19 protein-coding genes are annotated in these 22,294 nt (G+C 65.2%); 10 read left to right on the forward strand and 9 right to left on the reverse strand.

The annotated features are described in order from the left end of the window. Nucleotides 1-10 precede the first annotated feature (10 nt). The 8 genes from ACOZK4_RS09550 to ACOZK4_RS09585 form a co-directional block, all read right to left on the reverse strand. The gene (locus ACOZK4_RS09550; RefSeq protein ID WP_421591692.1) at nucleotides 11-820 is read right to left on the reverse strand and encodes an ABC transporter permease; all 810 of its coding nucleotides are present in this window, start codon (nucleotides 818-820) and stop codon (nucleotides 11-13) included. Further along, a complete protein-coding gene (locus tag ACOZK4_RS09555) occupies nucleotides 817-1,746 on the reverse strand; it encodes an ABC transporter permease (protein WP_421591693.1) in 930 nt (309 codons plus the stop codon). Before ACOZK4_RS09555 ends, ACOZK4_RS09550 begins: the two co-directional genes overlap by 4 nt. After that, nucleotides 1,743-2,816, reverse strand: coding sequence for an ABC transporter ATP-binding protein (locus tag ACOZK4_RS09560; protein WP_421591694.1), 1,074 nt, complete (start codon nucleotides 2,814-2,816; stop codon nucleotides 1,743-1,745). Before ACOZK4_RS09560 ends, ACOZK4_RS09555 begins: the two co-directional genes overlap by 4 nt. A 10-nt stretch (nucleotides 2,817-2,826) precedes the next feature. Beyond that, entirely contained in the window at nucleotides 2,827-4,908 is a 2,082-nt protein-coding gene (locus ACOZK4_RS09565; RefSeq protein ID WP_421591695.1) for an FAD-dependent oxidoreductase, read from the reverse strand. A gap of 301 nt (nucleotides 4,909-5,209) precedes the next feature. Further along, nucleotides 5,210-6,691 carry an aldehyde dehydrogenase gene (locus ACOZK4_RS09570; RefSeq protein WP_421591696.1) on the reverse strand — a complete coding sequence of 494 codons (1,482 nt, stop codon included), beginning with the start codon at nucleotides 6,689-6,691 and terminating at the stop codon, nucleotides 5,210-5,212. After that, on the reverse strand, nucleotides 6,688-7,647 hold the full coding sequence (locus tag ACOZK4_RS09575) for a LysR family transcriptional regulator (RefSeq protein ID WP_421591697.1): 960 nt from the start codon (nucleotides 7,645-7,647) through the stop codon (nucleotides 6,688-6,690). Before ACOZK4_RS09575 ends, ACOZK4_RS09570 begins: the two co-directional genes overlap by 4 nt. Nucleotides 7,648-7,800: 153 nt before the next feature. Then, entirely contained in the window at nucleotides 7,801-9,057 is a 1,257-nt protein-coding gene (locus ACOZK4_RS09580) for an NAD(P)/FAD-dependent oxidoreductase (RefSeq protein WP_313529346.1), read from the reverse strand. A 128-nt stretch (nucleotides 9,058-9,185) separates the two neighbouring features. Further along, nucleotides 9,186-9,770 (reverse strand): tyrosine phosphatase family protein, encoded by a 585-nt coding sequence (locus tag ACOZK4_RS09585; RefSeq protein WP_421591698.1) that lies wholly within the window; start codon nucleotides 9,768-9,770, stop codon nucleotides 9,186-9,188. 138 nt (nucleotides 9,771-9,908) lie between these two features. Between ACOZK4_RS09585 and ACOZK4_RS09590 the strand changes: the two genes are divergently transcribed. From ACOZK4_RS09590 to ACOZK4_RS09635, 10 genes are all read left to right on the forward strand, one after another. Continuing rightward, nucleotides 9,909-10,814, forward strand: a complete 906-nt coding sequence (locus ACOZK4_RS09590; protein ID WP_421591699.1) for an SMP-30/gluconolactonase/LRE family protein — start codon at nucleotides 9,909-9,911, stop codon at nucleotides 10,812-10,814. A gap of 119 nt (nucleotides 10,815-10,933) precedes the next feature. Then, complete coding sequence (locus tag ACOZK4_RS09595) at nucleotides 10,934-12,190, forward strand: efflux RND transporter periplasmic adaptor subunit (RefSeq protein WP_421591700.1); 1,257 nt, start codon at nucleotides 10,934-10,936, stop codon at nucleotides 12,188-12,190. A 7-nt stretch (nucleotides 12,191-12,197) separates the two neighbouring features. Next, the gene (locus tag ACOZK4_RS09600; protein ID WP_421591701.1) at nucleotides 12,198-14,138 is read left to right on the forward strand and encodes a MacB family efflux pump subunit; all 1,941 of its coding nucleotides are present in this window, start codon (nucleotides 12,198-12,200) and stop codon (nucleotides 14,136-14,138) included. A 158-nt stretch (nucleotides 14,139-14,296) separates the two neighbouring features. Continuing rightward, nucleotides 14,297-14,806 (forward strand): NUDIX hydrolase, encoded by a 510-nt coding sequence (locus ACOZK4_RS09605; protein WP_421591702.1) that lies wholly within the window; start codon nucleotides 14,297-14,299, stop codon nucleotides 14,804-14,806. Between the two features lie 150 nt (nucleotides 14,807-14,956). Then, nucleotides 14,957-15,916 carry a 3-oxoacyl-ACP synthase III family protein gene (locus tag ACOZK4_RS09610; protein WP_421591703.1) on the forward strand — a complete coding sequence of 320 codons (960 nt, stop codon included), beginning with the start codon at nucleotides 14,957-14,959 and terminating at the stop codon, nucleotides 15,914-15,916. 5 nt (nucleotides 15,917-15,921) lie between these two features. Next, nucleotides 15,922-16,902 carry an NAD-dependent epimerase/dehydratase family protein gene (locus ACOZK4_RS09615; RefSeq protein WP_421591704.1) on the forward strand — a complete coding sequence of 327 codons (981 nt, stop codon included), beginning with the start codon at nucleotides 15,922-15,924 and terminating at the stop codon, nucleotides 16,900-16,902. Nucleotides 16,903-16,946: 44 nt separating this feature from the next. Further along, nucleotides 16,947-17,720, forward strand: coding sequence for an MBL fold metallo-hydrolase (locus tag ACOZK4_RS09620; RefSeq protein WP_421591705.1), 774 nt, complete (start codon nucleotides 16,947-16,949; stop codon nucleotides 17,718-17,720). Continuing rightward, nucleotides 17,717-18,988, forward strand: a complete 1,272-nt coding sequence (locus tag ACOZK4_RS09625; protein ID WP_421591706.1) for a CoF synthetase — start codon at nucleotides 17,717-17,719, stop codon at nucleotides 18,986-18,988. The genes ACOZK4_RS09620 and ACOZK4_RS09625 overlap by 4 nt, the downstream gene beginning before the upstream one ends. Then, nucleotides 18,985-20,106 carry a GNAT family N-acetyltransferase gene (locus tag ACOZK4_RS09630; RefSeq protein WP_421591707.1) on the forward strand — a complete coding sequence of 374 codons (1,122 nt, stop codon included), beginning with the start codon at nucleotides 18,985-18,987 and terminating at the stop codon, nucleotides 20,104-20,106. Before ACOZK4_RS09625 ends, ACOZK4_RS09630 begins: the two co-directional genes overlap by 4 nt. Beyond that, nucleotides 20,103-21,092, forward strand: coding sequence for a Rieske 2Fe-2S domain-containing protein (locus tag ACOZK4_RS09635; protein ID WP_421591708.1), 990 nt, complete (start codon nucleotides 20,103-20,105; stop codon nucleotides 21,090-21,092). The genes ACOZK4_RS09630 and ACOZK4_RS09635 overlap by 4 nt, the downstream gene beginning before the upstream one ends. On the opposite strand, the gene ACOZK4_RS09640 is transcribed toward ACOZK4_RS09635, so the two are convergent. Beyond that, entirely contained in the window at nucleotides 21,077-22,252 is a 1,176-nt protein-coding gene (locus tag ACOZK4_RS09640; protein ID WP_421591709.1) for an ATP-grasp domain-containing protein, read from the reverse strand. The two genes, ACOZK4_RS09635 and ACOZK4_RS09640, sit on opposite strands and share 16 nt — an antisense overlap. Between the last annotated feature and the right edge of the window lie 42 nt (nucleotides 22,253-22,294).

Genomic DNA, 22,294 nt, shown 5'->3' on the forward strand with positions numbered 1-22,294 from the left:
TTCGGCCCGGTTATTGGTCAGGGTTGCCGCGTGTGCCGCGTGCCGCAACGAGAAGGGCGGCGGTGGCAAGGACGAGCGAGGCAAGGATCAGGAGCGTCGCGATGGCGTTCAGTTCCGGCGAAGTGCCGGCGCGGATCAGCGAGAAGATATAGACGGGCAGCGTCGTCGAACCGCCTGTCGCAAGCAGGTTCGAGGTGATGAAGTCGTCCATCGAAATGAGGAAGGCGAGCATCGCGCCGGAGAAGACGCCGGGGAAGATCAGCGGCAGTGTCACCCGGCGGAAGGTCGTCCAGCGGTCGGCATAGAGATCGGCGCTTGCCTCTTCGAGATCGAGCGACATGCCCTGAAGGCGCGCGCGGATCGGCAGGAAGGCGAAGGGCGTGCAGAAGGCGGAATGGGCGACGATGAGCCGGAGAAGACCGTTCTGGATGTCGAGCAGCGAGAACAGGATGAGGGTGGCGACGGCGAGCACGATCTCTGGCAGGAGCAGCGGCAGGTTGACCACCGTCTCGGAGAGCTTGCGGAAGCGGACATTCTTGCCGCGGATGATGGCAAGCGCCGCCGAGAGTGCGATGAGGGTGGAGACGACGGTCGCCACGGCGGCGATTGTCAGCGAGGTTTCGAGCGCGCTCATCAGCGCGGCATTGTTGAGCGCCGAGCCGTACCATTTCAGCGAAAAGCCCGTCCACACGCCGGCAACGCGGTTGGCGTTGAAGGAATAGACGACGATGACGGCGAGCGGCACGTAGAGATAGAGGAAGAAGAAGATGGTGAGGGGGCGAAGTCCCGGATAGCGCTTGACGTCGTGGCGGATGCTCATGGCCGGGCCTCCCGGCGGGCGGCGCGCAGTGCCGTGAAAATCAGGAAGAGCATGACGAGGGCCATCAAGGTCATGGCGATGGCCGCGCCGAAGGGCCAGTTGCGGCCGCCGCCGAATTGCAGCTGGATCAGCGAACCCATCATCATCTGCTTGCCGCCGCCCATCAGCGTCGGTTCCAGCACCGCGCCCAGCGCCGGCACGAAAACGAGGATGGCGCCGGCGACAATGCCGGGGGCGGTCAAGGGCAGGATGACCCGGCGCAGCGTCACCCAGCGGTCGCCGTAGAGATCGTGCGAGGCCTCGATCAGCGTGCCGTCGAGTTTTTCGATCGAGGCGAAGACCGGCAGCACCATCAGCGGCATGGCGGTATAGACCATGGCCATCAGCGTCGCGCCGTCGTTGAACATGAAGCTCATGCCGGCGGGAAGGCCGAGCTGTTCCAGCAGGCTGGGCAGGGTGCCGTCCTTGCCGAGAATGATCATCCAGGCATAGACGCGCAGGATCATCGAGACCCAGAAGGGCAGGGTGACGAGATAGACGAGGATCGCCTTGCGGTTCGCCGGCTGGCGCGAGATGAAATAGGCGACGGGCACGGCGAAGAGGAGGCAGATCAGTGTCGTGGCGCCGGCCAAAAGGAAGGTGCGGCCGATGATCAGCAGGTATTGAGGGGTGAATTCCAGTTCCCCTGTCCAGCCCTCGTTGAACAGGATCTGGCTGTAGCCGGCGAGGTTGAAATCCCAGGTGAAGCCGCCAAAGGCGCCGCGCGTCGCGACCGACACGGCGGCGATGATGAAGATCGGCAGGATCAGCGCGAAGCCCATCAGGAGCCGCGACGGCAGCAGGCCCCAGAAGGAGAGGTTGTGCCAGAACCGGGCGCGCGGCGCGCGCTCCAGTCCGGCGGGGGTGTGGAGGGCGCTGTCCGTCATGCCGCCAGCACCCGTGCGGAGCCCGCGACGAAGCCGACCGGAACCGTCGCGCCGAGCGGGATCGTATCGCCTTCGCGCGAGGCGTTGCGGCGCGAGGCGCGCAGCTCCGTGCCCGCGACGTCGAGCGTATAATGGGTGTAGCCGCCCATATAGTTCTTGTTGATGACCCGGGCTTTGAAGGTGATGCCTTGCGCCTGGTTGCCGAGATTGATCTTTTCCGGGCGTACGGAGAGCGTCGCGCGGCCCTTCGCAGTACTGCCGGTCGCCGGCACGGTAATATCAGGGCCGAAAGGCATGCGAATGGTCGCCTGCCCTCCGAGGGTCTCCAGCACCTCGACATCCAGGAAATTCGTCTCGCCGACGAAATCGGCGACGAAGCGATTGACCGGCTCCTCGTAGATTTCCGTGGGCGTGCCGATCTGCTGCACCTCGCCGCCGCCGAGCACGGCGATGCGGTCGGACATGTCGAGCGCCTCTTCCTGGTCGTGGGTGACGAAGACGAAGGTGATGCCGGTGTCGCGCTGCAAGGTGCGCAGCTCGTCGCGCATCGCCTGGCGCAGTTTCAGGTCCAGCGCCGACAGCGGCTCGTCGAGCAGCAGCACTTCCGGCTCGGGGGCGAGCGCGCGGGCAAGCGCGATGCGCTGGCGCTGGCCGCCGGAGAGCTGGGCGGGCTTGCGCGTCGCCATCGCCGACATGTGGACGCGTTCCAGCATCTCGCCGACGCGGGCCTTGATCCGGCCCTTCTCCCAGCCGAGATTTTCGAGGCCGTAAGCGACGTTCTGCTCCAGCGTCATATGCGGGAAGAGGGCGTAGCTCTGGAAGACAGTGTTGACGCGCCGCTTGTGCGGCGGGATCGAGACCACTTCGCTGCCATTGAGCAGGATCGAGCCCGTATCGGGGCTTTCGAAGCCGGCGAGCATGCGCAGGAGCGTGGTCTTGCCGCAGCCGGACGGGCCGAGCATCGTGAAGAACTCGTTGCTGCCGATGGTGAAGCTGACCGATTTCAGCGCCTGATAGGCCCCGAAGTGCTTGGAGACGGACTGGACTTCGATGGCCTTGGCTTGGGTCATGCTTCGATCCTCACGCCGGCTCGAGCTGGGTGACTTCGCGGCGGAAGGGCAGTGCATCGCCGATATCGGGCGTGTCCAGTTCCCGCGCATAACGGTGGCCGGCATAGGTCGCCCAGGCGATGGGGGCGGGGGCCGCGGCATCGCCGATGATCTTGACGCTCTTGATGCCGGCGTCCGCCCAGTCGTCCTTGCGGGCGATCAGGTCGTTGTAGAGCGCATCGTCCGAAAGCCGCGAGGCGACCATGACGACGGCGTCGCAGCCGATGGCGGTCTTGCGACCGGTATAGGTGCAGTTGGTCTCGACCTCGCCGGCGCGGATGGCGGTGACGCCGCGGTTGAGGCGGATGTCGACGCCGAGATCGTCGAGGCGGACATGGATCGCGCCCTGTTCCAGCGTGTTGCGCGTCCAGTCGGAGACGTAAGCCGAGGGCGTGACGAGGATGACCTTGGCGCCGGCCTTGGCCATCACCTCGGCCATGACGCCACCCATATAGTAGTGGTCGTCGTCATAGACCACGACGGTCTTGCCGGCGAGGTTTTCCGGGTGGAGCTTGCCCATCACGTCGTCGGGCGTCCAGACGGTCATGCCGGCATCGATCGGCATCGGCACGACATGCTGGCGGGCCACACCGTCGCGGCGCCAGTGCGAGCCGGTGGCGATGGCGACATGCTCGAAGCCGAAGCCGAGCACGTCGTCGGCCGTGAGCCGGCTGTCGAAATAGGTCTCGACATTGGTGCGCTGGGAAATCTGGTACTGGCGGTAATCGACCACGCGGCCCCAGGCGGAGAGACCGGGCAGCAGCCGTTCGCGGGCGACGCGGCCGCCGAGCGTTGTCGTGGCTTCCGCCAGCGTCACGTCATAGCCGCGCATCGAAAGCGCGCGGGTGGCTTCCAGCCCGGCGGGACCGGCGCCGACGACGAGCACGGTCTGGCTGTCGCCCTTCTCGTTCATACGCTCCGGGTGCCAGCCCTTGCGCCATTCCTCCATGAAGGTCGGGTTCTGCGTGCAGCGGCTGATCGACATGGTCATGTCGCCGGTGATGCACATGTTGCAGCCGATGCATTCGCGGATGTCCTCGATGCGGCCTTCCTCGATCTTCTTGGGCAGGAAGGGATCGGCGATCGACGGGCGGGCGCAGCCGATGAAATCGAGCACACCCTGGCGGATCATGCGCGCCATCACATCCGGCGAGGTGAAGCGGCCGACGCCGACGACGGGCTTCGTCGAGAGTTCGCGGATGCCCTTGACGAGCAGCTCCTGCGCGCCCTCTTCCTTGAAGCGCGAGGGGCCGGAACAGTCTTCCCAGGCGCCGTGCGCGAGGTCCCAGAGATCGGGCAGATCGGCGTTCATCTCGACGAATTCGCGCACTTCGGCATTGGAGAAACCAAGTTCGCCGATCGTCTCGTCGAGGCTGACGCGCAGCGTGATGGCCGTCGTATCGCCGACGGCGTCACGGATATCGGCGATGACCTCGCGGGCGAAGCGCGAGCGGTTTTCGAGGCTGCCGCCATATTCGTCGGTGCGCTGGTTGGTGGCGCGCGACAGGAAGTGCTGGAAGATACCGAAGCCGTGCGCGCCGTAAAGACAGATCAGGTCGAAACCGGCGATCTTGGAGCGCTTGGCGGCGTTGACGAACCAGCGGCGCAGATCCTTGATCTCGGTCTTGTCGAGCGCGCGGGCCTGCACCGGATCGTTGGTGAAGGTGCGGATCGGCAGGGCCGACGGAGCGAGCGGCACTTCCTTCGTATAGAAATTCGGGCCGTTGATGCCGGAATAGGCAAGCTGGATGCCGGCGAGCGCGCCGTGCACCTTCATGGCGTCGGACATGCGGCGAAGGCCGGGAATGTCCTTGTCCTCCCACAGGCGCAGCTCGATGAAAGGCGTGATTTCCGAGGTGTGATGCATCTCGGTCTGCTCGGTGAAGATGACGCCCCAGCCGCCTTCCGACTTGATGCCGCGCATCGCCGCGGCCGCGGACGGGTCACGGTAGCCGCCGCCGTTGCAATGCGGCACCTGGTAGAACCGGTTCTTCGCGATGTGCGGGCCGATCGCGAGAGGTTCGAACAGAATATCGTATTTGGCGTCGCGCATGGCAGTCCTCGGGGTTTCCTGGCTCTATTGGATTGGGCAACGGGCTTCCGGTAAATGACGCGTTCCGGAAACATGGATTAGGTTCAGGCTAATCAGAGTTCGGCGTGTGGAGATGGCTTTATTTCAATCTGCGCGCGAAGGCGCGGCCCTGCCTCAAGGACTGATGAATTCTCTTTTATTTTCAGCGAGTTGTGAAGAAAGAAGTGGCAGGTCTCCGATCCCGCAGACCTGCGGGATCAAAAGATGTCGCCATCGATGTTCGAAAACCGGGCGGCGTACTGCCGCCCGGGCAGGCAGGTGCCTAGTATTTCACCCACACGGTTTTGAGCGCGCAGTACTTGTCGAAGCTGTGGATCGAGAGGTCGCGGCCGAAACCGGATTGCTTCATGCCGCCGAAGGGCGTCATGGCCGAGAGCGCATCGACGGTGTTGACCGAGACCGTGCCGGCATTGAGGCGGTCGGAAACGGAGAGCGCGCGCGACAGGTCCTTCGTCCAGACGGAGGCGGCGAGGCCGTATTCGCTGTCGTTTGCCATGCGCAGCGCCTCCTCGTCCTGGTCGAAGGGCGTGATGGCGAGCACGGGGCCGAAAATCTCTTCCCGCGCGATACGGGCATCGGGGGCGACGTCGTTGAAGATGGTCGGCTGGATATAGCAATCCGAGCCATCGCGGGTCTCGCGCGCGCCGCCATGGGCAAGGCGGGCTTCCTTGCGGCCGATGTCGATATAATCAGCCACGCGGTCGGCATGGGCCTTCTCCACCAGCGGCCCCATGCGGGTGGCAAGATCGAGCGGATCGCCGAGCGGCCAGGCGGATGTGGCGGCAATGACCTTCTGCGTGAATTCCTCCTGCACAGAGCGGTGCACGAGGAGGCGGGAATTGGCCGAGCAGACTTCGCCGGAATTGAACAGGATGCCGAAGGCGGCCATTTCTGCCGCCTTGTCGAGATCGGCATCGGCGAAGACGAGGTTCGGCGATTTGCCGCCGGTCTCCAGCCACACCTGCTTCATGTTGCTCTGGCCGGCATAGGTCATGAAAAGCTTGCCGACCTTGGTCGAGCCGGTGAAGACCAGCGCGTCGACATCCGGATGCAGGCCAAGGGCCCGGCCGGCATCCTCGCCGAAGCCCGGCACGACATTGAGCACGCCGTCCGGCAGGCCGGCCTCGGAGGCGAGTTCGGCGAGCATCAGGGCGGAGAGCGGCGATTGCTCGGCCGGCTTCAGCACCACGGAATTACCGGTGGCGAGCGCCGGCGCGAGCTTCCACGTCGCCATGTCGAGCGGGAAATTCCACGGCACGACGGCGCCGATGACGCCGAGCGGCACGCGGCGGATGAGGGCGAGGTCACCGCGTCCGGTCGGCGCGATCTCGTCATAGAGCTTGTCGATAGCCTCGGCATGCCACTGGAAGAAATGCGCCGAGCCGGGCGCGTCGATGGTCGAACTGTCGCCGATCGGCTTGCCGACATCCAGCGTTTCCAGGAGCGCCAGTTCCGGGATGTTCTCGCGGATGAGGGCGGCAAGCCGCAGCAGCACCTCCTTGCGCTCGGCCGGCGATTTGCCCGACCAGCGGCCGTCCTCGAAGGCGCGGCGGGCGGAGGCTACGGCGGCGTCGATATCCTCGGCGGTGCCGCGCGCGACGGCCGTCAGGACCTGCGCATTGGCCGGATTGATGGTCTCGAACCGGCCACCCTTCGCCGCATCGCGGAACTTGCCGTCGATATAGACGCCGTTGCGGAATTTCAGGCTTTGGGCGCGGCTGCGCCAGTCGATCGTCGTGGTCATGAGCTGCCTTTCTGGTCTTTGGGGCGAGCGGCGGAAACCGGCAGGTCCATGACCATGTCGCCGATCTTCTCGCCGCAGAAATCGATGAAGCGCCGCACCGTCAGCGCCGGGCTCGCGCCGCCCATGGAGAGGATGCCCATGCGCATGGGGCGCAGGTTGCCGGTGAGCGGCACGAAGGAGAGCTTGCCGCCATCGAGCGCATAGGTGGAGACGGGGCGGATATTGGCGATGGAATAGCCGAAACGATTGGCGACCATGGCGCGCATCACCGACATGTCGCGCGTGCGCTCGACGATCTGCGGCGTCAGGCCCGCCTCGCGGAAGAGCGAGAGGAAATAGGCGGAGCTATGCGGCAGGTCGAGCAGGATCATCGGATGGGGTGCGAGATCCGCGATCGTCACCGCGCTGCGGCCGGCGAGCGGATGATCCTCATGCAGCACCGCATAGGGCGGCAGCACGGCCAGCTCGTGGAAGGCGATATCGGCGGGGATGTCGAGATCGTAGGACAGCGCGATGTCGAAGCGCGCCATGCGCAGCCCCTCCAGGATGCGCGCCTGGTCGCGCTCGTACTGGAAGAAATCGACATCCGGATATTCGTCAGAAAAGGCGCGGCGCAGCGCCGGGATGACGGCCTGCGCGAAGGTGACGAGACAGGCGACATGCAGCGGCCCGCGGATCTGCCCGGTCAGTTCGTTGGAGAGCGCATTGAGCTTGGCCGCCTCGGCGAGGATCTGGCGTGCCTGATCTACGAAGGTATGGCCGGCCTGCGTCAGTGACAGGCCGTGGGCATGGCGGCGCACGAACAGCGTGATGCCGAATTCCTTCTCGAGCTGCGAGATCGCCGCCGAGACGGAGGGGGCGGAAACGTTCACCCGCTCGGCCGCCTCGGTGACGGAGCCGTATTCCCCGACCGCGACGAGATATTCCAGTTGCCGGAGCGTGAAGCGCAACACCATGTCTGTTCCTCTGTTGAGACCCCAATTAAGGAACAGATTCTTGTGCGCGGGAAGGGCACGATTTCCCGGGCTGTGGATGAGGCGGCCCGCGCCGGGGTTCTGGTCGCGCATCATCGCATGCTCAGCCTCCTCCAGCCGCCGCGTCCAACACCCTCAGGAGGCCGCGGCTGCGGCCCCGGTTTTCTCGCTGCTGCGGTGTTCGGCAATGTAGCCGGCGAGATAATCCGCGTCGTGCCAGCAGCCCCAGATGAAGGAGGAGGCGCGGCGCGACAGCCAGGGAAGGCCGACGAAGAACAGGCCCGGCACTTTCGACACGCCGCGCTCATGCACCGGCCGGCCCTTGTCGTCGAGGGCGTCGAGCTTCAGCCAGCTGTAGTCGACCGCATAGCCCGTCGCCCAGATGATGGAGGTGATGCCGGCTTCCTTGAGGTTCAGCGCAAGGATCGGATCGGTCACGCAGGCCGGGTCCGGCTCCTTGTGGCGGGCTTCCGGTTCTTCGGGCAGGTCGAGATTGTTTTCAGCGGCATAGGCGTCGGCGCGGTCGAGCAGCGACAGCTGGTTGGCGTCGCCGCGGGCGATGTTGTCGGCAAGGTCGGGGGCGATCTGCAGCACGCCGTCCTTGAAGCTTTCGGCCCGGCCGAGCAGGGTCATGCCGCGATTGCCGAGGCGGCGGAAATCGACGGTGTTGCCGCCATAGGCGCCGCTGACGGCGATGGTGACGTGTTCGGTGTTCGGTGCGGGCACCTTGAGGTCCCAGATGCCGAGCACGCCGAGCCACCAGCAGAAATCCTTGCCACGATAGCGGCGCGGCGGCCGGTCATGCGGGCCGATGGAGAGATAGACACGTTTGCCCGCGCGCAACAATTCGTCGGCGATCTGTGTGCCGGAGGAACCGGCGCCGACCACCAGCACCGCGCCCTCGGGCATCTGGCCGGGATTGCGATAGGTGTTGGAATGGATCTGCGTGAGGCCTTCTTCTGCCGGAACGAGCGCCGGCATGATCGGCCGCTGGAAGGCGCCGGTGGCGGAGACGACGTTCTTCGCTTCGATCGTGCCGTCGGAGGTTTCGACGCGGAAAACGTCTCCCTCCCTGGACACGCTCTTCACTTCGATACCAGTGCGGATCGGGGCGTTGATCATCTGCGAATACGCGACGAAGTAGTCCGCGACCTGTTCCTTCGGCGCGAAGGCCTCGTCTTCCAGGCCGGGAAAGGTCATGCCGGGAAAGCGGTCGTGCCAGGCGGGACCGTTGGCGACGAGGCTGTCCCAGCGGGCAGTGCGCCAGCTTTCGGCGATGCGGTTCTTCTCGAGCACCAGATGGGGCACGCCGCGCTTGCCGAGATGTTCGCTCATGGCGACGCCGGCCTGGCCGGCGCCGATGACGAGCGTGTCCACTTTTTCCACTGACATGCCGGCTTCCCCTTGCTTTCCGGTGGCTCGGCCCTTGCGGCCGCGACATGCGAAAGGTGTAGAGGAAGCCTGTTTTGCCCGACATAAGAGTTTGGTTCAGCGCTGATTAGGTGGCCGCTAAGCCGGTTCTAGTCGAGAACCGCCATATCGAGTTCCGCCTTGCGGCCGAGCTTCGTCATCCACTCCACATATTGCGGCTGCTTGCGGATCTGCCGTCCGTAGTGGCGGCGAAGGGCTGCGGTGAGGTCGCCCTTGCGGCCCAGCTGTTCGTCGGCGAAGCCGATCATCTGCGAATTCGGCCAGGCCTGCGGGCGAATGACGGCGAGGCGGGTGAAGAGGTTTTCGGCCTCCTCGTCCGGATTGCCCTGCGCCATCAGGGTCAGCATGGCGGCCGTCGAGCGGGAGATGCCCATATGGCAATGGACGAGCAGATGGCTCGGCGCCGCCCGCTCCTGCCGGTTCAGGAAATCCTGTCCGAAGGCGAGGATCGACGCGATATGATCGGGCCGCGGCCGCACCCGTTCGGGCAGGTCGTCGATGATGTCGTGGAAACGCAGCGTCGTGCGCAGGTGCTTGCCGTAGCTCTGGAAGGCCTCGAGTTCGGGCAGTTCCGGATCGAGCAGCGAGAGCACGTGGGTTACGTTCCGGGCGCTCTGGTTAGGCAGCTCCTCGATGCCGCAGATGGTGAGCTCCGGAGAAAATACGACGTCCATTTCAAAATCCCTCATGCCAATTGATTTGCGCAGGATACAGGCGGCCTGTGGGGAAACGAAGGCGTTTTTCGGCCGACCTTGCCCCGCGCGCTTCGATCGTTATCCTGCGGCTCTGTCCTTTGAGAGAGGAGTAACGGGATGTCGTTTTTTTCCGCCGAAGAGCCCGAATTCTCCGCCTTCGTGCTGGGCAATGCGCCGCTGAAGAAACTGGCTAGCGGCTTCGATTGGGTCGAGGGACCGGTCTGGTTCGGCGATCACGATTGCCTGCTGTTTTCCGATATTCCTAACAACCGTATGCTGCGCTGGAGCCCGACATCAGGTATCAGCACCTTTCGCGAGCCGTCGAACTTTTCGAACGGCAACACCCGCGATCGGGAAGGGCGGCTGGTGACGTGCGAGCACTGCACGCGCAGTGTCACCCGCACGGAACATGACGGTACGATCACCGTCATTGCCGACCGTTTCGAAGGCAAGCGGCTGAATTCGCCGAATGATGTGATCGTCGCCTCCGATGGCGCGATCTGGTTCACCGATCCGCATTACGGCATCGCCTCCGACTACGAGGGCACGCGCGCGGAGCAGGAATTGCCATGCAACGTCTATCGCGTCGATGCGCTCTCGGGTGAAATCCGCGCCGTGCTCACCGATTTCAGTTGCCCGAACGGCCTTGCCTTCAGCCCGGATGAGAAGCGCCTCTATGTCGCCGATACCGGCCGGATGTTTCAGGATGATCCGCGCCATATCCGCGCCTTCGACGTCGGGGCGGACTGGGCGCTGACCGGCGGCAAGGTTTTTCACACGATCTCGCCCGGCTGCGCGGACGGCATGCGCGTCGATGCGGCGGGCAATCTCTGGTCTTCCGCCGGCGACGGCGTGCATTGTATTGCGCCCGACGGGCGACGTCTCGGTCGCATTCTGGTGCCGGAAACCGTGTCCAACATCTGCTTCGGCGGCCGGCGGGGCCATCGCCTCTTCATCACGGCGACGACCTCGCTATATGCCGTCTCGCTGGCCATTCGCGGTGCAACCCGGGCTGCTCGCTGACTCGCAAAACGCAAACATTACAAAAATATAACGAGGCACTGGCCTTTCCGTCCGCTATGGGTGGCTCCACATGAGATGGAAAGGGACGGACGAGGCGTGGCCTCGCCATGGGATTGCCGATGACCAGGAACGTGAAACCGCAGAAGGATGAGAAGCCCGCCGGTGAGGCCGGGCACACCAATGTCACCTTCATGCCCGGCGCCGTGCCGCCGGCCCGCCGCAAGCGCCGCTCGCGTGCCTGGATCTGGCTGCCGGTCATCGCCGTACTTGCGGGTGCCGGCTATTACGGCTGGCGCGCCTATGCACCGGCAGAGGCGACGACGGCCATCATTACCCAGGCGGTGGTGCGCGGCGATATCGAAAATGCCGTGACGGCGGTCGGCACGCTGGAGGCGGTGAAATCCGTCGATGCCGGCGCACAGGTGTCGGGCCAGTTGAAGACGCTGCATGTGGCGATCGGCGATGCCGTGACGAAGGACCAGCTGCTCGCCGAGATGGACCAGGCGACCATCGAAAACCGCATCGAGATCAACCGCGCGGAACTGGCGAACCTCCAGGCGCAACTGGAATCCAAGAAGGCGCAGCTTGCGCTGAAACAGGCCAATATTGCCCGTCAGCGCAACCTGGTGGCCGGCAATGCCGCCGCAAAGCAGGCGCTCGATCAGGCCGTCGCCGACCTTGCTGCCGCCGAAGCCGACGTAAACGCCACCGAGGCGCAGATCCGCAAGCAGCAGGCGACGCTGGCCGGCGACGAGGTGGATCTCGGCTATACCAAGATCTACGCGCCGATGGCGGGCACCGTCGTCTCCAACCCGGTCAAGGAAGGCCAGACGCTGAACGCCGTGCAGAGCGCGCCGACCATCGTCACCATCGCCGATCTCTCCACCATGACGGTTCGGGCCGAAGTTTCCGAGGCCGATGTCAGCCGGCTGAAGGTTGGCATGGAGGCCTATTTCACCCTGCTCGGCCAGCCGGGCAAACGCTTTACCGGAAAACTCCGGCAGATCGAGCCGACCCCGACGGTCGAGAACAATGTCGTGCTCTACAATGCGCTGTTCGACGTGCCGAACCCGGACGACGAGCTGATGATGTCGATGAGCGCGCAGGTCTTCTTCGTGCAGGCGGCCGCGCGCAACGTGCTGCTCGTGCCGGCCGGTGCCGTCAGCACCACGAAGGACGGGGCAGGGGTTACCGTCGTCACCGCTTCGGGTGCGAAAGAGGTACGCAAGGTTGAGCCCGGTATCCGCAACCGCGTGAGCGTCGAGGTGAAGAGCGGGCTTGCCGAGGGCGACAAGGTCGTCGTCACCGCCGGCTCGACGGGCGACGCGGCCACGCGCAACTCGCGGCGCAACAACCGCATGCCGCCGATGTTCTGAGGCTGCCATGACCGCGCTCATCTCGCTCAAGGACGTGACGAAGACCTTTTTCAACGACGGTTTTGCCGTCGAGGTTCTGCATGGCGTGTCGCTCGATATCGAGGCGGGCGAGTTCGTCGCGATCATCGGCCAGTCCGGCTCCGGCAAGTCGACGCTGATGAACATTCTCGGCTGCCTCGATCAGCCGACCGCGGGCGAATACCGTATCGACGGCGAGCCGGTCTCGGATTTCGAGACGGACGAGCTGGCGGCGCTGCGCCGCCGCACCTTCGGTTTCGTCTTCCAGAGCTACAATCTCATTCCGACGGCAAGTGCGCGGGAAAATGTCGAGGTCCCCGCGATCTATGCCGGCATTTCCGCACGCGAGCGGCAGGAGCGGGCGGACATGCTGCTGTCCTCGCTGAAGCTCGGCGACCGGCTCGATCATCGGCCGAACCAACTTTCCGGCGGCCAGCAGCAGCGTGTCTCCATTGCACGGGCGCTGATGAACGGCGGCCGTGTCATCCTCGCCGACGAGCCGACCGGCGCGCTCGACAGCCAGAGCGGCGAGGAGGTGATGGCGCTCTTGCGGCGGATGCATGAGGACGGCCACACGATCATCCTCATCACCCATTCGCGCGAGGTGGCGGAGGCCGCCGACCGGCTGATCGAGATCCGCGATGGCCGCATCATTTCCGATCGCGCCAAGAAGGCGCGTCCCTCGTCCGAAGCCGCTGCCGGCTTGCAGAAGGCGGTGAAGGAGGGATCGGCGGCCATTGCCGATGTTTCCGAGGCCGTGAAGATGGCGATCCGCGCGCTGCATGCCAACCTGTTCCGCACCGTGTTGACGCTGCTCGGTATCGTCATCGGCGTCGGCTCCGTGGTGGCCATGCTGGCGATCGGCACGGGCGCGCAGAATTCTGTGCTGGACCGCATTTCCGCGATGGGCTCGAATGTTCTCCTGGTGCGCCCGAGCATGGCGAATTTCCGTGGCGGCGGCAGCGCCCCGGTGACGCTCATTCCATCCGATGCCGATGCGATCCTCGAATTGCCAAACGTCTCCTTCGCCGTGCCGGAAATGACCAGCTCCGTGACGCTGCGCTACGGCAATATCGACTATCAGACGACCGCGAACGGCACGGTGCCGGCCTTCACGCAGGCGAAGAACTGGAAGGTCGGCGAAGGCGAATTCCTCAATGCCGACGACATGGACACCTATGCGCCCGTCGCCGTGCTCGGCCAGACCGTGGCGAAAACCCTGTTTCCCGATGGCGCCAGTCCGCTCGGGCAATATGTGCTGGTCAACAAGATCCCCTTCCAGGTCATCGGCGTGATGGCGGAGATGGGTGCGAGCGCCGGCGGCAACGACCAGGACGACACGATCCTCGTGCCGCTCTCGACCGGCAGCATGCGGCTCTTCGGCCAGCGCAACGTGCGCACGATCACCGTGCAGGTCGAGGATTCCGCGGCGATCGACCTGACGCAGGATGCCATCCAGACCCTGCTCGATACGCGTCACAAGGCCGAGGACACGCAGATCACCAACATGTCCTCCGTGCGCGAGGCCTTCACCGAGACCTCCAACACGATGAAGCTTTTCCTCGGCTCCGTCGCCGCGATCTCGCTTCTCGTCGGCGGCATCGGGGTGATGAACATCATGCTGGTTTCCGTGCGCGAGCGAACCCGCGAGATCGGCGTGCGCATGGCGACGGGTGCGCGGCGGCGCGATATCCTGCTGCAATTCCTCATCGAGGCACTGGTGGTCTCGGCGATCGGCGGCGCCATCGGCGTGGGGCTCGGCCTTTCCATCGGCGCGCTGGCCAAGGTCTTCGGCATGCCGGTCAGCTTCACCCTCGGCCCGGTCGCGCTCGCCTTCGCCTGCTCGTTCCTGACCGGCCTCGTCTTCGGCTACCTGCCGGCTCGAAACGCCTCACATCTCCAGCCGGCGGTGGCGCTTGGCGCGGATTGAGCCGCAGAGGTCGGCGGTCCGTTCGTCGTGCCGGTAGGGCGGGGTGCGGCCAAACCTGCTTTTTACAAGATTTCCCTTTGACATGCTGGCGTGGTTGCTTGATTTCAGCCGACATTGCCGGACATGGTGTGCGAGCCGATGCCGCGAGACAGGGACCATTGAAAAGTACGAAGAAAGACAAGGTGCCGCGGCCGCGCAAGCCGAAAACCCTGCTGCAACAGCTTGCCGCCAAGCCGGAGAAGCTGTTTTCCGGGGCGTTTCGCCAGCAATATGCCGCCCTGTGCTTTCGTTTCCTTCCTGAGGACGCCGGCATCGAAATCCTCGTGGTGACCTCGCGGGACAGCGGGCGCTGGATCATTCCCAAGGGTTGGCCGATGAAGGGCAGGAAACCCTACGAGGCCGCCGCGATCGAAGCCGTCCAGGAGGCCGGCGTTTCCGGGAAAATCCGCAAGAAACCCGTCGGCAGCTACACCTACCTGAAGCTGCTCGACGATGGCGACGTCGTGCCCTGCATCGTCGATGTCTTCCAGATCGAAGTCACCGAGACCGCCGGTAAATTCAAGGAGAAGGGCGAGCGCATCCTCGCCTGGGTCAGCCCGGACGAGGCGGCGCGGCGCGTGCGCGAGATCGAGCTGAAATCGCTGCTGGTGGAATTCGTGCCGCGGTAACTTTATCCGGGCGCACCGAATTTTTTGATGCCGCGGACCTGCATCGAGGATATCTGAAACGTTCTGAGTGTGTGGGGCCGGGGCCTCACGATCGAGTTGCGACCGGAGATGCGCGCCATTTTTTCCATCCGCATAGCAGGAACGGGGCACGTGGTGCCGGCGAAGGTGGTTCTGTCCGAGGAACTCGACCGATGGCTGGGATTTCCTGCCGGCCATCTGGAAAGGCTTTCGGGGGTGCGCAGCCGGCATGTCTGCGAGGCGGAAGACCAGATCGACCTTGCCGTTGGCGCCGCCCGCCTTGCCATGGAACGGGCGGAGGTTGTTGCAGCGGATATCGATCTCGTGCTCGGCGCCTGCGCCATTCCTTACCAGACCCTGCCGGCGACCGCGCCGCTCGTCATGCGCCGGCTCGGTATTCCCCATGGCGCGGCCGCGGCTTTCGACGTCAATGCCACCTGTCTGAGCTTCCTGTCGGCCCTCGAACTGGCCGCCGGTCGCATCGCCGCCAGACAATCCCGCATGGCGCTCGTCTTCTCCTCGGAAATCGCCTCGCGGGCGCTGCCGTGGAAAGAGCAGCCCGATGTCGCATCCCTGTTCGGCGATGGCGCTGCCGCCGTCGTGCTGACGGCGGCGCCGGATGGGGCGGGCACGATCCGCGCGAGCCTCATGCGCACCTATCCCTCGGCTTATGAGGCCTGCGAGATCGGCGCCGGCGGCACGCGCTTCGATTTCGCGCGGGAGTCGACGGCATTTACCGCCCACGCCGTCTTCCGCATGGACGGCAAGGAACTTTTCCGCATCACGCACCGGTATTTTCCGCGCTTTGTCGACGATCTCCTGGCCGCCGCCGGATGGACGCCCGCCGATGTCGATCTCGTCGTGCCGCATCAGGCAAGCCCGCTGGCGCTGGAGCATATGATCGCGCAGACGGGCATGTCCGGCGCGCGCGTGGTCAACATCGCGGCACGGTTCGGCAACCAGATCGCCGCGTCCATCCCGACCGCGCTCGACATCGCCTGGACCGAGGGGCGGATCACCAGGGGAACGCGGCTTCTGCTGCTCGGTACCTCTGCCGGCGTTTCCTTCGGCGGCATGGCCATCGAGGTCTGACCGCGATGCGCGTCTTGGTCACCGGAGCGACGGGGTTTCTGGGCGGTGCGCTGATCCGGCATCTTGCCGCCTGCGGGCTCGATACCATCGGCCTCGGTCGGAACGAAGCCCGATGCCGCGCGCTTCAGGATGCGGGTTTGACGACTGTCAGCGCCGATCTCTCCCATTCCGCCCTGCATCTGGCGGGTATCATCGGCCGGGTGGATGCCGTCGTTCATTGCGCCGCGCTCTCCGCCCCCTGGGGTCGTCTTGCAGCCTTCCACGCCGCCAATGTGGAGGGCACGCGAAACGCGCTCGATCTGGCCGAGGCGCTCGGCGTTCGCCGGTTCGTCAACATCTCCTCGCCGACGGTCTATTTCGAGATGAAGGACAAGATCGCCGTCACGGAGACCGCCTCCCTGCCGCGCCCGATCAATGCCTATGCCCGGACCAAGGCTGAGGCCGAGCAACTGGTTCTTGCGCGCCCAAAACTCGGCCCGGTCAACCTGCGGCCCCGGGGTATCTATGGTGCAGGAGAGGAGACGCTGCTGCCGCGCCTCATCGCCGCCGCCCGTCGCGGGCCTTTGCCGCTGCTGCGTTCCGGCGCTGCGGCCATCGACCTTACCCATGTGAATGACGTGGTGGCCGCTATCGAGACGGCGCTGAACGCCGGTCCTGCGGTTGAAGGGGAGACCTTCAACATTTCGGGCGGCGAAATGGTGCTCGTACGCGATCTCGTTGAGCGCGTCTGCTCGGCGCTTGCCGTGCCGCTGCGCTGGAAGCCGGTGCCGTTCTATCCGGCGCTTCTGCTGGCGCTTCTCGCAGAAATCACAAGTCTTGCACGCCCAGTTCCGAAGGAACCGGCGGTCACCCCCTACATGCTTGGCCTCTTCGCGTTCCGGCAAAGTCTCGATATTTCCAAGGCCCATCGCATGCTCGGCTGGCAACCCCGGATTTCGCTCGAGGCAGGTCTGGCCATGACCCTGGACGGAAAGCGCGCGCCATGAAGCCGGTCTTCGCCAACAGTGCTTTCGTCACGGCGCCGGAGCGTTTGTTCCTGCGCGGCGGCGCATGGCGGCGCGTGCCGTTGAAGGTGCGCTACGGCTTCTTTCGGCACCCGACAGCCGGCCCCGTGATGATCGACACAGGGTATGGTCCAAGGGTGACAGAGGGGCCGCGCAGTCTGGCGTTGCGTCTCTACAATGCGATTCTTGGTCCCAATCTGGCAGCGGAGGGCCAACCGGAACCCGTTCTGCGACGGCTCGGCTTGAAGCCTGAGGATATGGGCACCATCATCGTCACGCATTTCCACGCCGATCATGTCGCTGGTCTTAATCTTTTCCCGAAGGCGCGGATCATCGCAAAGGCTGACGTGCTCGGGAAAATCCTGAAGCAGCCCACGCGCAAGAACCTGCGCCACGGCATTTTCCGCGACCTTCTGCCGGCCGATCTCGCTTCGCGGGTGGATGACGTCGATGGCGTTGCTGTGCGTGAGGCTCCGCTCGGGCTCGGATTGGGCCGCGATCTCTTCGGCGACGGCAGCGTGCTCGCCATCGATCTCCCCGGCCATGCCGAAGGCCATTTCGGTCTCTGTTTTACTAGCCTGCCAGTGCCGCTTCTCTATGCCGTGGACGTCCAATGGTGCACTGAGGCGTTGGAGGAGGACCGCCGCCCCGGTTTCCCGGCCAGCCTGATTGCCGACGATCCCCATGCGCTTGCCGAAAGCACCCGCCGTGTCCTGGCGTTCCGCCAGGCGGGTGGTGGCGTCTTGCTGTGCCATGACCCGGCCGAGAGTCGCTACGACCTTGCCGCGGAGGCGCCATGACCGGCCGGCTCCGCATCGCCTCGGCCTTCGCGCAAACGCTATGGGCTTGCCGCGCCGGCCGTTCGCGCGCCGCTTTCGAGCGGGGACAGGCCGCTGCCCTTCGCCGCTGGCTTGAGCGCGACCTGCGCGGCGTCGATTTCTACCGCGGCGCGTTGCCTCGGCTGGAGGCGCTGCCTATCATCGACAAGGCCGTCGTCATGGCGGATTTCGCGGCTTTCAACCGGGGGCGTATCACGGCGGAAGCGGGCTGGCGTGCGTTCGAAACGACCGGCCGCTGCGGTGATATCAGTATCGGCGCCAGCACAGGCACCAGCGGCAACCGCGCGCTCTACGCCATTACATCAGCCGAACAGGACCGCTGGCTCGGCACGATCCTCGCCAAGGCGGTGCCACGGTTTCTGGTCGAACCCGAGCGTGTCGCCGTCATACTGCCGCAGAATTCCGCACTCTACGACGGCGCCCGCCAATCGCGCCTGCTGCGGCTGGAATTCTTCGACCTGCGGCAAGGCCTCGAAAGTTGGCTGCCCGCGCTGGAGACTTTCGTGCCGACCACCATCGTCGCGCCGCCCCGGGTGCTGCGCCATCTAGCGGAAAATTCCGAAAGGCTGAAGCCGCGGCGGCTTTTCGCCGGCGCTGAAACTTTGGATCCGGTGGACCGCACCGTCATCGAGGCGCGTTTTGGTGGAAGGCTCGGGCAGATCTATATGGCGACGGAGGGGCTTTTCGCCGTCTCCTGCGCCGAGGGCCGGCTGCATCTGGCGGAGGACGCCAATGTCTTCGAGTTCGAGCCTGTCGCGGACGGGCTGGTCGCGCCGGTGGTGACGGGCTTCTGCCGCCGCTTCCAGATCATGGCGCGCTACCGCATGAACGATCTCCTGCGCCTCTCGGACTGCACCTGCGCCTGTGGCTCCCCATTGAGGGTGGTGGACGAGATCGTCGGCCGGCTGGACGATGCCTTCGTTTTCGAGTGCGGCGATGGCGCGCGGCTTCTGGTGACACCCGACGTGATGCGCAACGCCGTGCTCGATGCCGCCCGCGCGATCACCGATTTCCGTATCATCAGAGAGGCGCATGGCGGCATCACCCTTATGTTAGAGCCGGGACTCGCAGACGAAAGCGCCAAGGCGGCGCGGGACGCGCTCGGCCGTGTGTTTTCGCAGCGCGGGCTCAGCCCGGAGATTGACGTGCGGCGCGAGGCGATGGCGTTCGAGGTGCATCGCAAGCTCCGGCGTGTGGAAAACCGCTACCGGTCGGAGGGCGGGGTATGATCGCGCTGCCGCGGGAGGACGAGCGGGTGCGCAATGCGCCGGAAGCGGTTCGCCGCTTCGTTGCGCTTTTCAACGCTCATCCCGTATCCAATCTTATCGGCAACCTCGTAACGGCGGTCGATTCCATCGCGGTCGAAGGGCGGCATTTCCCGATCACCCTCAACGACAAGCAGGACGCGCCGACCTGCTATATCTGCTGCCCGAGCAGCGCCTATGTCGACTATGCCATCGACGAAACACGCAATTTTGCGGCTGCCCCCATGGTGCGCGGCACGGCGCGCGCCCTCATCCGCGCCTGCCATCCGCTGGTGGCGGCAAGCGGGCTCGACCAGCAGGTGCAGGTCAACAACTGGCTGCTGTCCACCAACCCGGTACCGGCCATCTCTCCCTCGGCAGCCTCCCTGCTCGTAGCGCAATTGCGCGAAAAATGTCCCGACAGGGCGATCGTCATCCGCTCGCTCAACGAGACGGCGGACGGTCCCTCCATCGCCAGTCTCAGGGCGGCAGGGTTTCGCTTTCTCGCGGCGCGGCGCGTCTATCTGTTTTCCGGTGAAGGGCCGCGCAAAACGCAGAACCAGGGATATGACCGCGCGCTGCTCTCCCGCACACCCTATCGCTTCGCGTCCGGCGAGAGCTTTACGCAAGCGGATTACGAGCGCGCCGCCGAACTCTACAAGCTGCTTTATCTCGACAAATACACGCCGCTCAACCCTCACTACACCGCCCTCTATATCCGCGAGATGCACCGGAACGGTCTGTTCGACCTCATCGGCTTCCGGGATGGTGACGGGCGGCTCGTGGCGGTGTCGGGTTTCTTCGCCAATGGCCGTACGCTGACGCAGCCCATCGTCGGATATGACACGCGCCTTCCGCTGAAGGATGGGCTCTACCGGCTGGTGATGGCGACGGGGCAGGATATTGCGGCCGAACGTGGCCTATTCTTCAACATGAGTGCCGGTGCCGGCCGATTTAAAAGCCTGCGCGGCGCCGAACCCGTTATCGAGTACAACGCCGTCTATGTCGCCCATCTTCCGCTGAAACAGCGCCTCGCGGTGCGGTTCATGGAGGGGCTGTTGCGGCGTATCGGCATTCCGCTTCTGGAGGCATTCGATCTATGAGCTTTTTCCCCGATGAATGGCAGGCGGTCGCCATCGCGTCCGGGATCGGCAAGACGCCGAGGCGCATCCTGCTGTCCGGTCTGCCGGTCGTGCTGTTTCGCAGCGGAGCGGAGATCGCCGCCCTGCACGATCGCTGCCCGCATCGGCATGTGGAATTGTCGAAGGGCAAGGTCGAAAATGGCGAGATCGAATGTCCCTATCACGGCTGGCGCTTCAACGCGGCCGGCGCCTGCACGGCCATTCCGGGGCTGACGGGTGCGGTGCCGGGGTATCGGGTGCCAAGGCTGAGGACGGTGGTGAAGGAGGGCGTCGTCTTCGTCGCGCGCGGCGAGCCGGAAGGGGAGCCGTATCTGCATTGCGCGGAGGGGCAGGAGATCATCCTGAAGCTCGTGGAGAGCAGCACGCGCTCGACGCTGGTCGATACCGCCGAAAACATTCTCGACGCCACGCACACGCATTTCACCCACAAGGGTCTTTTGCGCGGCCTGAGCAGCGAGCGCCAGCGCGTTCGCGTCGATATATCGGGCGGTCCGGGCTGGGTCGAAGCGTGTTACACCGGCGAGGAGCGCCAGCATGGCCTGATCAGCCGGCTCTTGGAGGGTGATCGGGTCAAGACGATCGGGCGTTTCCGCGCGCCCGGCATTGCGGAACTGGAATATTGGGGGGCGAAGGGACTGGTGCTTGCCACGACCTTTCACCTGCGGCAGGCGGCGGAAAACCAGGTGGACGGCATCGGCTGCCTGATCGGCCCGCGCGGCGGGCTGCTCGATCACCTCAAATCCCTTGCCTTCCGGCCGATGTTCCGCATCGCGCTGGAACAGGATCGCCGGGTGCTGACATCGGCGAGCCTCAACGCAGCCCACTGGCCGGAGGCCTCTCCCATCGTCGGGCCACTCGATTTTCTGCGCCGAAGCATCGAGGCCATCATGGCCGGTGCGCTGCCGCCCGCTGCGGAACGGCCGAAAACCTTCTACATCGAGCTTTGATCCGGCCCATCCCATTCGATGTCGCGGGTGGAGGCGCGCTGCAGGGAAATCCGGTGGCGCAGCGCCAGCGCCGCGATCTCGCCGAGCGCCCGCCACTGCGCCCGTTTCGGGGCCGGGTCGTCCGGCCAGTCGAGAAGCTCGTCGGCGCCCTTGAGGTTGCGCAGGAAGCCGCCGATCGCACCCGAGCGCAACGCGGCCGGCAGGCCGTAGAGCCAGAGCGCGAGGCGGACCGTTTGCGGGCGTACGACATCCGGTTCGACGGTTCCTTCGCCAGCGGCAATGACCGCTGCGAAAGCCTGCGGATCTCTGAAGAAATGCAGGCCGCTCGTCGCACGCGGGTTGCATTCCAGCGGCAGCACGCTGCCGTCGGGCCGTCGGATCAGGTCGAAGGAGAGCTGGCCCGTCCAGCCGGTGCCGGCGGCGAAGCGGCTGACGAAAGCCTTGGCGGCTCCATTCTCGACCGGCACGAAATAGATGCCGGCCCCCTTGCCGGCCCGATAGACCGAACGATAGAGCGAAAAAGCTTGCAGGCGGCCTTCATTCGCAATGGCGTAGGCGCTGAATTCCTCGCCTTCGAGGAACTCCTGGGCGACCCATGGCGCCTGCGGCGTCGGGGCAAGCGCGTCGAGTTCTTCCGGCCTCGGGCGAAGGAGGACGCGGCTTGCGAAACGCGACCAGGCCGGCTTGAAGACCAGCCTTGACGTTGACCCGCTGATGGCGGCGAGGCCGGTCCTATCCCTGATGAGGGTCGTTTCCGGCGCGGCAAGGCCGAGGTCTTTGCAGAGTTCGATGAAATCGAACTTGTTGTGCGCGCGGGCAAGGAGATCGCTGTCCGGGGCGAAGAGGCGTGCCGCTGGGTTTCGCTCGCGCCAGACGGCGGCGAGGTAAAACACCTCCTCGCAGGTCGGCAGGACCAGCGAGATGTCTTCCCGTTTCACCAAGGCCGCGACGGCATCGCCATAGCCTTGCCGCTCGAAGCGCGGCGGCGGCAGGCGGACATAGCGGGCGCAGGCAAGGCTGGCGGCGGAGAGCGGCGAGGCCGGCGTATCGGCCAGCACGACGCGCCAGCCCGCGCCGTGGAACAGCCGCGCCAGATGCAGCGCGACGGGTGCGCGTGCGCCGGTGATCAGGACGGATTTGGACGGGGTGGTGGCTGGCATCGGGTCCGGTTTTCGTGGGTCCTGGTTCTATAGACGATTCTG

The sequence above is a fragment of the Shinella sp. M27 genome (genome assembly GCF_049199905.1).
In the GTDB taxonomy this organism is placed as follows: Bacteria; Pseudomonadota; Alphaproteobacteria; order Rhizobiales; family Rhizobiaceae; genus Shinella.

Bases quoted from the DNA above. Each gene is read 5' to 3' on its own strand.
- ACOZK4_RS09625 (WP_421591706.1), top strand. From the start codon at position 17,717: ATGACCGGCCGGCTCCGCATCGCCTCGGCCTTCGCGCAAACGCTATGG.
- ACOZK4_RS09565 (WP_421591695.1), bottom strand. From the start codon at position 4,908: ATGCGCGACGCCAAATACGATATTCTGTTCGAACCTCTCGCGATCGGC.
- ACOZK4_RS09555 (WP_421591693.1), bottom strand. From the start codon at position 1,746: ATGACGGACAGCGCCCTCCACACCCCCGCCGGACTGGAGCGCGCGCCG.
- ACOZK4_RS09575 (WP_421591697.1), bottom strand. From the start codon at position 7,647: ATGGTGTTGCGCTTCACGCTCCGGCAACTGGAATATCTCGTCGCGGTC.
- ACOZK4_RS09580 (WP_313529346.1), bottom strand. From the start codon at position 9,057: ATGTCAGTGGAAAAAGTGGACACGCTCGTCATCGGCGCCGGCCAGGCC.
- ACOZK4_RS09640 (WP_421591709.1), bottom strand. From the start codon at position 22,252: ATGCCAGCCACCACCCCGTCCAAATCCGTCCTGATCACCGGCGCACGC.
- ACOZK4_RS09585 (WP_421591698.1), bottom strand. From the start codon at position 9,770: ATGGACGTCGTATTTTCTCCGGAGCTCACCATCTGCGGCATCGAGGAG.
- ACOZK4_RS09600 (WP_421591701.1), top strand. From the start codon at position 12,198: ATGACCGCGCTCATCTCGCTCAAGGACGTGACGAAGACCTTTTTCAAC.
- ACOZK4_RS09590 (WP_421591699.1), top strand. From the start codon at position 9,909: ATGTCGTTTTTTTCCGCCGAAGAGCCCGAATTCTCCGCCTTCGTGCTG.
- ACOZK4_RS09570 (WP_421591696.1), bottom strand. From the start codon at position 6,691: ATGACCACGACGATCGACTGGCGCAGCCGCGCCCAAAGCCTGAAATTC.
- ACOZK4_RS09550 (WP_421591692.1), bottom strand. From the start codon at position 820: ATGAGCATCCGCCACGACGTCAAGCGCTATCCGGGACTTCGCCCCCTC.
- ACOZK4_RS09615 (WP_421591704.1), top strand. From the start codon at position 15,922: ATGCGCGTCTTGGTCACCGGAGCGACGGGGTTTCTGGGCGGTGCGCTG.
- ACOZK4_RS09635 (WP_421591708.1), top strand. From the start codon at position 20,103: ATGAGCTTTTTCCCCGATGAATGGCAGGCGGTCGCCATCGCGTCCGGG.
- ACOZK4_RS09595 (WP_421591700.1), top strand. From the start codon at position 10,934: ATGACCAGGAACGTGAAACCGCAGAAGGATGAGAAGCCCGCCGGTGAG.
- ACOZK4_RS09560 (WP_421591694.1), bottom strand. From the start codon at position 2,816: ATGACCCAAGCCAAGGCCATCGAAGTCCAGTCCGTCTCCAAGCACTTC.
- ACOZK4_RS09630 (WP_421591707.1), top strand. From the start codon at position 18,985: ATGATCGCGCTGCCGCGGGAGGACGAGCGGGTGCGCAATGCGCCGGAA.